The sequence below is a fragment of the Microcystis sp. M20BS1 genome (genome assembly GCF_020245305.1).
GTDB lineage: Bacteria > Cyanobacteriota > Cyanobacteriia > Cyanobacteriales > Microcystaceae > Microcystis > Microcystis ichthyoblabe_A.
The window spans coordinates 46,660-60,048 of the sequence record NZ_JADBUZ010000013.1 but is presented as its reverse complement, the minus strand read 5'-3'; the positions used below and the strand labels follow the sequence as shown (position 1 = coordinate 60,048).

At 38.0% G+C, this 13,389-nt stretch carries 8 protein-coding genes and 1 pseudogene; 6 read left to right on the top strand and 3 right to left on the bottom strand.

Annotated elements, in window-relative coordinates:
- The first annotated feature begins 177 nt into the window (after positions 1-177).
- Positions 178-669 (top strand): hypothetical protein, encoded by a 492-nt coding sequence (locus IM507_RS01480; RefSeq protein WP_242028803.1) that lies wholly within the window; start codon positions 178-180, stop codon positions 667-669.
- A gap of 219 nt (positions 670-888) precedes the next feature.
- Here the strand turns inward: IM507_RS01480 and IM507_RS01475 are convergent, their stop codons facing one another.
- Positions 889-2,313, bottom strand: coding sequence for an ammonium transporter (locus IM507_RS01475; protein WP_287636380.1), 1,425 nt, complete (start codon positions 2,311-2,313; stop codon positions 889-891).
- Positions 2,314-2,487: 174 nt separating this feature from the next.
- Entirely contained in the window at positions 2,488-3,924 is a 1,437-nt protein-coding gene (locus tag IM507_RS01470; protein WP_002733249.1) for an ammonium transporter, read from the bottom strand.
- Positions 3,925-5,075: 1,151 nt separating this feature from the next.
- On the opposite strand from IM507_RS01470, the gene IM507_RS01465 reads away from it, so the two are divergent.
- The 4 genes from IM507_RS01465 (at position 5,076) to IM507_RS01450 (ending at position 11,726) form a co-directional block, all read left to right on the top strand.
- Positions 5,076-5,432, top strand: coding sequence for a hypothetical protein (locus tag IM507_RS01465; RefSeq protein ID WP_002733541.1), 357 nt, complete (start codon positions 5,076-5,078; stop codon positions 5,430-5,432).
- 75 nt (positions 5,433-5,507) lie between these two features.
- Complete coding sequence (locus IM507_RS01460; RefSeq protein ID WP_002733963.1) at positions 5,508-6,644, top strand: P-loop domain-containing protein; 1,137 nt, start codon at positions 5,508-5,510, stop codon at positions 6,642-6,644.
- Positions 6,637-8,430 carry a hypothetical protein gene (locus IM507_RS01455; protein ID WP_123230163.1) on the top strand — a complete coding sequence of 598 codons (1,794 nt, stop codon included), beginning with the start codon at positions 6,637-6,639 and terminating at the stop codon, positions 8,428-8,430. The genes IM507_RS01460 and IM507_RS01455 overlap by 8 nt, the downstream gene beginning before the upstream one ends.
- A complete protein-coding gene (locus tag IM507_RS01450) occupies positions 8,418-11,726 on the top strand; it encodes a DUF3110 domain-containing protein (protein ID WP_123230164.1) in 3,309 nt (1,102 codons plus the stop codon). Before IM507_RS01455 ends, IM507_RS01450 begins: the two co-directional genes overlap by 13 nt.
- Before the next feature lie 90 nt (positions 11,727-11,816).
- Here IM507_RS01450 and ureC read toward each other — a convergent pair.
- Positions 11,817-12,104, bottom strand: a pseudogene (ureC, locus tag IM507_RS01445) (urease subunit alpha); the annotation flags it as partial.
- A 163-nt stretch (positions 12,105-12,267) separates the two neighbouring features.
- On the opposite strand from ureC, the gene ribD reads away from it, so the two are divergent.
- The gene (gene ribD, locus IM507_RS01440) at positions 12,268-13,365 is read left to right on the top strand and encodes a bifunctional diaminohydroxyphosphoribosylaminopyrimidine deaminase/5-amino-6-(5-phosphoribosylamino)uracil reductase RibD (RefSeq protein ID WP_287636379.1); all 1,098 of its coding nucleotides are present in this window, start codon (positions 12,268-12,270) and stop codon (positions 13,363-13,365) included.
- Positions 13,366-13,389 lie beyond the last annotated feature (24 nt).

Genomic DNA, 13,389 nt, shown 5'->3' with positions numbered 1-13,389 from the left:
TTTTTGTCTTTAACAAGTACAATACTTGTATTCTTTCTTTTCCTGAACCAGTTTTTTCTTTTCTAAGCAGTTCCTTGAGTTCTGCTTCACTTTCAGATATTTCTATCTTATAAACTCCTGCCATATTTTTCCTTTAACTCTACTAATATGATATTCTAGCCTATCTGTAGTCACATTTTGGAGAATTGGTATTACTTTAAAAGCGACAAATTTATTCAAGAAGGAGTCAAGATTCTCACCCCTAAAAAGCAAGTTGTTTTACGAGAAACGGTATTTTCTCAAGCAGATACTCTCCCGGATCTCTGGTCTCATCAATTCATAAAAGTAAAAGCTTTGAGAAGAGTTTTTGAAAGTTTTCCTGATCGACCATTTGTTGCTAAGGAAATGGATAGTTTCAGAATTACAAAGTTAGTGGGAGAAAGACAATTAATTGTGGACAAGAATATAGCCGTGTATGGGGAAAGCACCAGTCGCGGTGAAATCACAGAAAATTGCGCCGCTAGTTTTAAACGCTGGGGAATGGAGTTACCGACAAATATGAACATCTCTAAGAAATATCATGTAGTAGGAGAACTTACCTATCAATGGCTAGGATTAAAAATAACCCCTCCTCCCAGAGTCAAACAGTTTTTAACCGATGTTACTCGCTGGTATTGGCGCAATGTGTGAGGGCTTGAAACCTCATCTCATACTAAATCCGTTGAGTATAGGCTACATATCAGGAAAGGCAAGAGGCAAGAGGCAAAAGGGGGAATAAATAATCAGTTTTTAATAACCAGATTTAGTATCATCTAGAAGCAGACCCGTTCTTTTTTTTTGATTGTTCAGCCAAGTTCCACAGAGACGAAATTTCGCCTCTGTTAGCCGGACTGATAGCCGATTGAATCGCTAATAATTTTCTCGAGGATTTGTGGTCGGAGGATTTTCTTGGTAGGAAAAGCTGCTACCAAACTCGAATTCCTGTCCGTAGGCTTCCTCTCCGTGTTGAGGCACATCCAAACCTTCTGCTTCCGTATTCGGTTTAACCCGCAAATCCATGAATAAACTGAGAACTTTCAGGATGACAAAAGTACCCACGGCAGCAAAGATATAAGTAGCGGCAACGCCAACAAATTGCGTCCAAACTAAGCCGGGGTTGCCAAATAGTAAACCGTCATTACCGAAGGAATTAACCGATTTAGTCGCAAAAACCCCCGTAAGGATTGCCCCTATTGTCCCACCCACACCATGGACGGGATAGGTATCCAAAGAGTCATCAAAGCGCAATTTTGCTCGGAGACTAACCGCAAAAAAACAACTAAGGGCAGTGATCGAACCAATGAGAATCGCCCCAATCGGCAGCACATAGCCGGCAGCGGGAGTTATACCCACTAATCCCCCCAAAAATCCACTAGCAATACCGATCGCCGTCGGTTTACCGCGTAAAATCCATTCTATAAACATCCATGTCAAACCACCAGCCGAAGCGGCGATCGTGGTATTAACAAAAGCTGTGGTGGCTAGGGAACTAGAGGAAAGTGCGCTACCCCCATTAAAACCAAACCAACCAAACCAGAGTAAACCGATACCGAGGAGAACAAACGGCACATTATGGGGTGCATAGGTTTGAGTTCCAAAACTACGCCGCGGACCGATTACCCAAGCGGCCACCAATGCGGAAATCCCAGAACTAACGTGAACAACGGTTCCACCGGCGAAATCCAGCGCCCCAGTGGCTGCTAACCAACCCTTACCCCAAACCCAGTGAGCTAGGGGAGAATAGATCAAGGTGGACCAAAGCAGTAAAAACCAAAAATAGGCTTTAAAGTTAACCCGTTCTACGATCGCCCCCGAAATTAAAGCCGGGGTGATGATGGCGAACATCATCTGATAGACCATAAACACTTGATGGGGAACGGTGGGTGCATAACCGATATTGTCAGGTGCGGCGGCGGTGACTCCGTTGAGAAAAATCCAATCCAGACCACCGATAAAAGCTTCAATCCCTTCACCAAAACCACTTTTACCCGGGGTGACATCAAAAGCGAGACTATAACCCCAAAGCACCCAAGTTACACCAATTACGCCCATGGCTACCAAACTCATCATCATGGTGTTGAGGACGTTACGCGAACGTACTAAACCCCCATAAAAAAAAGCCAGTCCGGGGGTCATTAATAAAACTAAAGCTGAGGAGATCAGCATCCAAGCTGTATCTCCAGCACTAATCGGATTGGGGGGAGCGGCGGCGACGGTTTCCGCAAAAACCGGGGCAACTCCGAAATTGAATCCCAGTCCCAGCAAAAGCATGGTTATTCCTACGATCTTTTTCATTGACGGTTGGTGCCTAGTAGCAAGATTAATTTTTTCTGTCCGGAAAGAGACAAAAACCGAAAGAGAAAAGGTTTAGAAGGCAATTATAGCCACCGATCGCATCGGGGCGAGGCCTTCTTCCTTTTCTCTTTAACTTTTTTCGGGGTAAATTAATCTATCTTTACAAGGTTCACCCTAACGACTGCTGGGCGTTTCCATGTCAACACTGGAAGCATAATAGCCACCAGTAACGATATCGGACTCCTTGACGAAACCGCTATAGGCTTCCATTCCGTGTTCACCCACATCCAAACCTTCCATTTCTTCTTCGGGAGTAACACGAATACCGAGGGTAGCCTTAAGGATTGTCCAAACAATACCACTGACAATCACGGTAAATGCCCCTACTGCCACAATTCCGATAATTTGGTTAATAAACAGTTGGAATTGACCGGTGATTAAACCCGCATCTTTGTTGAAGATACCGACGGCTAAAGTTCCAAACACACCACAGACGAGGTGAACGGAAGTTGCACCCACGGGGTCATCAATTTTCAGGTTATCGAAGAAAGACACCGAGTAAACCACGACTACACCGGCAATTAAACCGATGATTGCCGCCGACCAATAGGAAACACCATCACAACCGGCAGTAATGGCTACTAAACCGGCCAGAATACCGTTAATAATCATCGAAAGGTCAGGTTTACCATCTTTCGCCCAAGCGGTAAAGGTAGCGGCAATGCCACCTGCAGCCCCGGCGAGGTTAGTGGTGACAGCGATATAGGGTACAGTTTCATTAACTGCCAAAGTAGAGCCGGGGTTAAAACCGAACCAGCCAATCCAGAGAATTAAACAACCCAAGGTCGCGATACTCATGTTATGGCCGGGTAAGGCACTGGTGCGACCGTTGATGTATTTACCCATTCTCGGGCCGAGAATTGCCGCCCCGGTTAAAGCAGACCAACCACCCACCGAGTGGACCACCGTCGAACCAGCGAAGTCTTTAAAACCAAGGTCAGCTAACCAACCGCCACCCCAAACCCAGTGACCGGTGATCGGGTACATGATACCGACGATAATTAAGCTAAAAACGAGGAAATCGACGAATTTAATCCGTTCTGCCACCGCCCCAGATACAATGGTTGCCGCCGTTCCCGCGAAAGCTACTTGGAACAGGAAGAATACTGAGGTGGGCAAGGAGGCAGGCATAACGTAGGTGGCGGGATCGCTACTGCTAAGGAACCAGCCTCCTGTACCGAAAAATTCGTTACTGACAGACCCAAACATCAGGGAGAAACCGATCGCCCAAAATGATATGGTGGAGAGGGCGAAAACGATCAGGTTTTTGGCCAGAACGTTAACGGCGTTTTTCTGACGACAGAATCCCGTTTCTAGCATCGCAAAACCCGCATTCATAAAGATCACGAGGATGGCGGCAATTAAAACCCAGATTGTATTGAGGGCGTTTTGGACATCTTCGGGGGTTAAGGGTTTCGCATCTTGGGCCTGTACGGCCGTGTTCCAAATCACAAAAATAATCGCAGACAAGGGAACACAGGCTAACCAGACAGGGTTAATTTTCGGTAATAAACCGACAAGTTCCCCAGATTTTCGAGCAATTCGTTTCATCGTTAATTCGTTTACTTTGTTGAGTTAGTAGGTCGATTCATTACTTTTGAAAATAATTACCGAGCAATTATGTCCGTTCAACCGCTAAATCCTAGGAACAGAGGTCAATCATTTCAGAAGACCAAACGCCTAGGGATTTATCTTGATGTGTGAGTAGTCAATGTTTTTCGATCTTTGTTTTTTTTTATTTGAGATTTCTGTATCCTCTGATACGTTTCACTTTAAAATAATAATAGTAGAGAAGTGATCAGCTTTTTAGCTATCGGTCGTCAGTATTCAGTATTCAGGCTTCGACGGTGAGACTTCGGCGTGAGCTTTTGTCGAATGCTCAGTGGTTCGACAAGCTTACTAACACGAACACTCAGGCTTCGGCCGTGAGATCAGCCGAACGGAGTCAGTAAGAATTGCGGCAATTCACATTTCTTAAGATAGACAACAGAATTTATGTCCGACTACTTAGCGGAAAAAATCGATCTTGATGGGGTAGCAGCAAAATTACTAACTAGGGCTGGCTGAATAAATCTAAAACCCCTGTTGGGTAAGACTTTTAGACTTTTTGGAAATCAAAAAGTACCGGATATGGGAGTGATCGGGGGTAAAATTCAGGTACTTTTTCTCTGAAAATTAGGTAGTTGACCCTGGCGGTTCGACGGATTCGACAAGCTCACACCGAAGTCTCACCGTCGAAGCCCATACCCTGTCCCCACGAAAAACTTTTTCAGCCAACCCTAAATATAGCGGTTCTCGTACCTGTACGGCACACTTAAACCTTTGCTAATTAAGCTTTTCAAGATCGAGAATGTACCTTTTGTGAATGGGAAACGCTATAATCAGTTTTCAATAAGCGGATTTAGTATTAAAACAGGCAGTCCACAATCAAATCCATGAATGGTAGGGGTGGTGCGTTCCCAAATATTGGTTAACCTTGAAATTGTCATGTTTTCAGGGAACGCACCCTACAAAGCTATGGATTGAAATGGGAAGGACAGCCCTATAATATTTCTCTGTACTTTGTTAAATAAAACCTCCAGCTTTTAAAGTTACGTTGTGCTTATCTCAATCAGGCAATTGCCACAGCATTTGTACTTATTGCCTAAATGGGATGCTCCCTCTATTATAGTTATCCAAATTTATAATTTAGGCTAATCGCTATGGAGCCATTTACCCTTGCAGGAATAGTTGCTCTTGTCTTAGTTGGTATTTTCAATAAAACAGGGGAAGTTATTGTCGAGGAAAGTGTTGAGCAAATCAAAAAACAATTGGCTCAAAAGTCACCTGACACGCTTAAACAATTAGAAGCGTCTTCGGAAGATAATACAGACGCTCTGGCACAGCCGATACAAATGATGGCGACATTAATTGAAAAAGATGGAGTATTTAAGCAATTAGCAGAAACCGTAGCCAAGCAAAACCTCGACAAGCAAGCTCAAGCAATTAAAATCATTAAGAATCTTGGATTTATTGCAGAAGCAGGTTCTAATGTAACGGTTACTCAGAATTTTTATTGACTGAAGCCGCCTGTTACGGAGCAGGTCAAACAAAACCGTGATGAAATTAATAAAATACCTCCTCAATTTCAGACTTTGATTGCCGATAAAACTGAGGATTTTGTTGGTCGTGAATATGTATTTAATGAAATTAATTCATTTATTACGAGTAATTCTAAGGGTTATTTTACGGTTATTGGTGATCCTGGACAGGGTAAAAGTGCAATCTTGGCTAAGTATGTTCAGAATACTAGCTGTATTGCTTATTTTAATAGTGTCCTAGAAGGTCTGAATCGTACTGAACAGTTTCTTGAAAGTATTTGTAATCAGTTAATTGAGCGTTATCAGTTGGACTATCACTCATTACCAACTAATGCGACACAGGATGGAAAATTTCTAGAACGATTGTTAAATGAGTCTGTTCAAAAAGAAAGTGAAAATCCGATTATTATTGTTGTTGATGCTTTAGATGAGGTAGATCAATCTAGTTATCGAGGTGTTTCAAATATCCTTTTTTTGCCGTCTCATTTACCGAATGGAGTTTATTTTATTCTAACTTTACGGAGAGGTGTTGATGTTCCGATGACAGTTTATACTCCTTCTCAGTCGTTAAATTTACTTGATGATAAATATCAAGCTGATAGTGAACGAGATGTTAGAACTTATATTCAAAATCGAGTTAAAAAAAGCGAAAAATTACGTCTTCAAATACTAGAAAGAAAGGAAACAGTTGCAGATTTTACTAATAAAATTAGTAATAAAAGTGAAAATAATTTTATGTATCTCCGCTACGTTCTCTCAGATATAGAAAAAGGGGAATATAAGGATTTAACACTAGAACAATTTCCAAAAGGCCTACAAAGTTATTATATGTTTCACTGGCGACGAATGGGAATGACAGATGATCCTTTACCTGTTGAAAAGATTAGGATTGTAATTGTTTTAGCCGCAGTTAAACAAGCTGTTTCTCAGCGTAAAGTTTGTGATTATTCTAGGGAAAGTCCTTTAACGGTTCAGGACATTTTATTAAAATGGAGACAATTCTTACATGAAATCATGAAAGATAATGAAAAGCGTTACGGCATCTATCACTCAAGTTACCAAGATTTTTTACATGGACTTACAGAGAATGATTATCCAGTAACATTTCAGGAAATTCATAGGAATATTTCTCAAGTTGATTCTAACCTTTGGAAAAAGAGAAAGGAGATGAAAAAACGCCACCATGAATGAGTTTGAAGATTTCTTGCCAGAAGATTTAGATACGATGTTGGATTTGCCTTTTCATTTGACAAAAGGAGAGGCGGTAGAGGATTTGTATGAAATTTTGACGGATTTCATGTTTCTTGACTACAAGTTATCCCGAAAAAAAGAGGTTCAATCATTAATTGAAGATTATCGTTTGGCGTTGGAGTCTCAGCTTGTTTTCTCCAATGAAGACAGACGAGTTTTAGAGTTAATTTTTAGAGCAGTTGAGCAGTCGGCAAATGTTTTACAACAGGATAAATATCAATTGCCAGGGCAGTTGTTAGGTAAATTGATGAAGATTGATGAACCGAAGCTAAAGCCTTTTTTAGAGCAGGTTAAAGATTGGCGGGAATATGCTTGGTTAAAACCAATAAAAGTTGAAATGGTTTCACCTCAAGATTCTTTAGTGAGGACTATCGCAGGGGGTAATATTTTTCATGCAATGGCAATTAGTGATGATGGTAAATTTGCTGTAACGGTACGCAATGGTTTAGTCGAACAGTGGAATCTAAAAACAGGAGTCTTAATTAAAGATTTTACTATCAGAGAAACTTATCGAGTTATTGCCTCTAATTTTTATAACTTTGACTCAGTTGAAGATGAGGAAGATGGAAAAAATAAAAAGCAACAAATTATAAATAATATTATTGTTGAAAAAGAGATAATAGAAAGAACTCAGTTTAACTTAATAACAATTAGTCCTGATGGAAATTGGGTCGGAACTGTTTCATCTAGAAAGTCACAACCTATTGGGGCAGGCATAGCGATTTCCGTATTTGAGCTATGGAATTTAGACGAAAATAGTTCGGTGCTTTGCTTTCCGTTAGCTAGATCTACTGCTTATAATGGCTACAGAGATGATGATGAATGTGATTGTCTTGCGCTAAGTTTAAACGCAAAATATCTTACTTTTAGCCGTAATGAAAATTTTGGAGGTTGGTTTAGTTTATATGTAGTTGATTTAGAAAAATATTTTTTACAAATATTAGATTTTAGAAGTATTAATATTAAATCATGTGTTCCTGGTTATCATGAGAAAATCGATCCAAATAATCGAACTTCAAGTTATCTTAATCACTTAAGCTGGATTTGGATTGATATTGACAATGAAAAAGAAATTGATACGCTGGCTATTGAAGATAATAATCGTTGGTTAATTGTTAGACAGGGTGAATATATCAAGATATGGGATTTAGTGAAAGGTCGTCTTCAATTAATTATTCGTGTAAATAATATTCCTTCAATTAAGCGTTTTAAATTACACTCATCAAAATCCTTACTTTTTTTAATAACCAGTATGGGCGTTTATAAAGTCAACCTAAAAAATTATTTAATGAAAGACTATGATATTTTAGATAAAAAATGGGTGAGAGTGATTAATTTTCTTAAAAAAACTATTACATATTTTAGCTTTCCAAAAATAGAAGATGAGGATGAAAAAATAGATAAAATAAATAAATTTTTTTCTGACATATTTGATGAGTTTCCTTCACTACATTTTAAATACTCTTATCTTGAAAAAAACTCTGAAGATGATCTTATCAAACTAAATTGTAGCTTTAAATATTATAGTTATAATAATTTATTCCAGCGATTAGTTTACTTATTAGTCAATAAAAAAATAACCAATTTGCGAAAACTTAGAACTCTTCCTATCACAAAGATTAACATTAATATACCCAGTTATATTGTTCCAGATGATATAACTCCAGACTTTCAATGGTTTATTCTAAAAGGTAATAATGGAGGTATTGAACTATGGCATCTGTAGGATTTGATTTTAATTATAAAATTGCCATTACTCTTGATGGGGCATGGGTTCTTTTTCGTCAAGACCCTAATCTTTTAATTGTTGCAGATTCGGTAACAGGTCAACAATTTAATACCTTAAAATTAAGTCCTTTTAAATATCGAAGAAAAAATATTGCTATTAGTGCTGTTGCCAAAAGTGTTAATCAACTCTGGTTAATTTTTGTTTATGAAGACAATACTTTTGATGAATGGTTTTTAGCGCAAATTTTCGCAGAAAATACAGAAAAACAACCCAATCCTCCTTTTATTTATAGAGCCGTCAGCCAAAATGGTCAATGGGCTTTAAGGGAAACAAAAAGAAGATGTTTTCAATTGCACGATTTAAAAGCTAACGAAATCACTTCACTTGGTTATAGCTTACTACCAGAAATTAAAAAAAATGATGAATATTTTTGGAAAAAAATAATTTTATCAAATGATGCAAAATTTGTTATTACGCCTAAATTAGAAAATGATTTTCTTGATGGCGGATATAACTATGAAAGAGGATTGCGTTACTTTGATTTAATTAATAAAAATCCTATTCCTATTCTTGAGAATAATTCTTATACTAGCTTTTCTCTTTCAGATGACAATAAAATTTTAGTGCTTGGTTTTGAAAACGGTAAAATTGAGTATTATAGATTGGGAAATGGGGAGAAATTTTCATCACTTCTTTTACATCAGTCTCCTGTCACTTTTATAAAGACAAAATTTATAGACGGAGTTTTAACAACTCTTTCCGCCTCACAAAATGGACAAATTATTCTTTTTACGAATAGAACTACTGCTTTTAAATTAGAAAATCACGTCAGCCTTATCCTTTTTTCACCAAATAATAAAAATATAATTATTGGAGATGTAATTGGGAGAAACTTAGATAGAGAACAATACCATTTATTTGAAGTTATCACTCCATCAGTTTTTCCTGAAAAAATAAATTTATTTTTATCATCACAAGAGGCTATTGAAAAAAATAGTTCAAATAACTACTATATTCTATTGGGGTACGATAAAGATAAAAACGAAGTTGTTTATCACTACTTACAAAAAAATAACGAAAGAATAATTATATTGTTTGAATCCTCAATTAACGCTCATTTTTTTAATCAAGAAATATTAAAAGAAGATAATTTTATTGCTTTTACTGTTGAAAAAGTATCCGAAAAACTCATTAAAACTTTTTGTGAAGAATCAGGATATTCATGGGAATTTATTTCTGATAAGCAGGATACTTTAATCGAAAAAAGTTTGCATTTTTGGGAAATTCCTCAAATTAATCCGTATATTAATTTTTGGATGATTGGGCCTGGGTTCCTAAATTTTAAGCTCTATCTTAATCAACGCTTATATTATAAACGAGAAATATTTATTGATGAATCGAGACAATCTGCCTTGCCTTTTTTTCCCATACCAAGCCTTAATATATGGACTGATGATTTAGATGGCTCCTTATTATTCTTTTTTCCTAGTTCTCATGTTTATTACAAAATTAATTTTAAAATCAGTTGTCTTATTGCTAATAATCAAGATGGAAAAACTTATATGGATCTCTATTATGCTTGTGTAAGGGCAGATTATCAAGTTGAGTCTATTTTGCTAAATTTTTTAGAGCAACAAGAAAAACTCTTAGGGAGAACTCACGAAAAACTGATTGAAACACTCAATAATCTTTATAATATTTACTCAAAGCAAGGTAAAACAACTGAAGCGGTAGCAATAATGCAAAGAAAGGAGGAACTTGAAGAATTATACAAGCCTGAAGAAATTATTTTAGCTGCTAGTGATGCCTGTTGGATGCGGGCATTTATCGGTGAGCAAGAGACCTATCCAATTCTTGATAGTTCTTATATTCGTTTTAATGTTAGTCCAGATAAAATTTTCACGCCACCATTAACATTAAATATAGAAAATGAGATTATGAACTCAGGAGAAGTTATAGACATAAAAAAATCAGATAATAACATTGAATTGAATACAACTAAACAAATTCATGTTATATACCTAGTTCAAGAAATTCGTGTTTTATTAAGTCAGATTTTTGAAAATTTTCAATTGATCGTTGAGCCTGATACAAACAAAATAGAATTGTTGAAAAAAACATGGAATGATATTAAACTTTTATTTCATAAATTTGATTTTCAAGAAGATGGGCAATACTTAATCCATAAAATTAAAACAAGTCAACTTTCTAGACAACTTAAAAAATTTATCAAAAATCCCAATAATATTTCTCATCCAGCAATTCTCGTTACATTTATAATTCCTGTCATCTTATTGTTTATTATCGGTCAAGATAACAACTTTTCTTTCACGTTTACAGAAATAATACTCACCCAAAATCCTCTTTTATTATTGAGAGAATTAATTTCATTTTTTTGCTTTAGCTTTTTAAATATCGTAGTTTTAGGCAGTTTAGCTATCACCCCAATTTTGATAATGTCTAAACTTTTTAATATTGACATAATCACTTCTTACTTTACAAACAAATTATCAGAACGTGAGCAAAAATGGTTGATTTTCCCAACAATAACCTTTATCCCTCTTTATTTTCTGACATTTTTAATAATTACAATTAGTGCGATTTTTGTAGGAATATCACTAACAAAGGAGATCGCAATTTATTGGACAATGAAATTAGCAACTCAACCCTATTGGTTAATTATTATCTCGATTGGTTTCTTAACTTGGCTTGGCGATTTAGGAGAATGGATACTTAGAAAACAAAGATACAGACTCAGCAATAATGTTGCTGCGATTGTCGGTGCGATTTTTATAAACTTATTAGGAAATTACTTAAATCAAGTTTTTGGGAAACACTTTGATCCTAATTCCTTATTATTTAATTCTAGCCTTGCCGCCGTTGGAGGATACGGGGGAACAACTCAGGATAGAAAAAATAAAAATTTTATTGGTGCATTAGGAGCCGCATTAGCCAGTGTCTATTTTATTAATAAATATCCTCTTCAAGTATTTTCGATTACTCCCAGTATAGAAGCCCTATCCGAAAAAATTCTTTATCTTATCGGGCTATTAATTGGTATTTTGTCAGGAGGATTTATAGGCGGATTTGTCGGCTTATTGATCGGATTTTTTCTCGCAACTTTATTCGCTTTTGCTACGTTCTACTTCTCTTTCGGGGTGTATCACTTAGCCCAGCAAGTAATGAACGATTTTCAAGAAAGAGGCTATAGTAAAACCTTTACTAGCATTATTTTGATGATCATTACCTTATTCGGTAGTGCATTTGGTTTAATACTTAGTCTTATTTTTTAAAGAATCCGCTAAGACGGATTTTAACCGCCTATCCTTTAGCTTCCTGCATTCCAAAACACCCAAAAAATAGGGTTTTAAAAAAACCAGAATTCAAAATAGGAAATAGCGTTGGTCTATGGGTAAAACCGTAGCGGGTTCACAGATTAATAATTCCCCGTAAGTACGCACTTCGTAGGTTTCGGGATTAACTTCCATGCGCGATAAAGCGTCATTAAGCTTCATACTAGCCTTACTGATATTGCGCGTATTCGACACGGCCACGGCGGTTTTTTTCAGCTTTAACTTCTCAGGAATGCCCGCTTTTACAGCATATTTAGAAACAAATGTCAACGAAGTTTTGGTGATCGCAATTCCAAAAGAGGCAAACATGGGACGCATATTTTTAGCTATCAGCCATCAGCCGTCAGCTTTTTTCTCCCCGCTCCCCCATCTCCCAATTCATAATTCATAATTTATAATTTATAATTTATAATTCCCACTGATCACCGATTACTGTTTACTGATCACTGATAAAGTCTCCCCTCCTTTGGAGAAATCAACCATGGCCCGGGCAACGGAATTCGATCGCACAATGATGCAAAGATGTCTAACCCTTGCTAGGCAAGCCTTGGGGCGGACTTCTCCTAATCCCTTAGTCGGTTCTGTGATCGTTCAAGAGGGTACAATTATCGGCGAAGGTTTTCACCCAGAGGCCGGACAACCCCATGCAGAAGTTTTCGCCCTGAGACAGGCAGCAGAAAAAGCCCGTGGTGCCACTTTATACGTCAATCTTGAACCCTGTAACCACTATGGACATACTCCCCCCTGTAGCGAGGCAATTGTGCAAGCAGGCATTAAAAAAGTGGTGGTAGGGATGATCGATCCTAATCCCCTGGTGGCGGGGAAAGGCATTCAAAGACTAGCATCGGCAGGCATCGAGACGCTGGTGGGAGTGGAGGAGTCCGAATGTCGTCAACTCAATCAGGGTTTTATCCATCGCATCACCGCTAAAAAACCCTTCGGTATTCTCAAATATGCCATGACTCTCGATGGCAAAATTGCCGCTACTACCGGTCATAGCACTTGGATTACTAGCCCCGCTTCTCGCCAAATAGTCCATCAATTGCGATCGGCCTGTGATGCGATTATCGTCGGCGGTAGCACTGTCCGTCAAGATAATCCCCACCTCACCACTCACGGCCTCTCTGATCATAATCCCCTGCGCGTGGTCATGACTCGATCGCTCGATTTACCACCCTCCGCTCATCTTTGGGACACCAGTCAATTTCCCACCCTTGTCTATACACAAATTGATTCTAATGTCAAGCTTCAGCAACAATTATTAATAAAAGGCGTGGAAGTGATCGAACTAACCGAGGTGACACCCACTTTAGTGATGGAAAATCTCTATCAGAGGGGATTTTGTCAGGTTTTGTGGGAGTGCGGTGGTGGTTTAAGTGCAGCCGCGATCGCTGAGGGCATGGTACAAAAAATTATCGCTTTTATTGCGCCCAAGATCATCGGGGGAATTAATGCACCTACTGCCGTGGGTGATTTAGGTTTCCAGCTAATGAGCCAAGCTTTACAGTTAGAAAATGTCACGGTTAATTATCTCAATCCCGATATTTTGATTGAGGGATATCTGCAAAGTGAAAAGTAGAGCTACTGCAATTCTGGCTCAATC

Coding starts and splice junctions, on each gene's coding strand:
- IM507_RS01475 (WP_287636380.1), bottom strand. CDS start 2,313: ATGAAAAAGATCGTAGGAATAACCATGCTTTTGCTGGGACTGGGATTC.
- IM507_RS01470 (WP_002733249.1), bottom strand. CDS start 3,924: ATGAAACGAATTGCTCGAAAATCTGGGGAACTTGTCGGTTTATTACCG.
- IM507_RS01465 (WP_002733541.1), top strand. CDS start 5,076: ATGGAGCCATTTACCCTTGCAGGAATAGTTGCTCTTGTCTTAGTTGGT.
- IM507_RS01455 (WP_123230163.1), top strand. CDS start 6,637: ATGAATGAGTTTGAAGATTTCTTGCCAGAAGATTTAGATACGATGTTG.
- IM507_RS01450 (WP_123230164.1), top strand. CDS start 8,418: ATGGCATCTGTAGGATTTGATTTTAATTATAAAATTGCCATTACTCTT.
- ribD (WP_287636379.1), top strand. CDS start 12,268: ATGGCCCGGGCAACGGAATTCGATCGCACAATGATGCAAAGATGTCTA.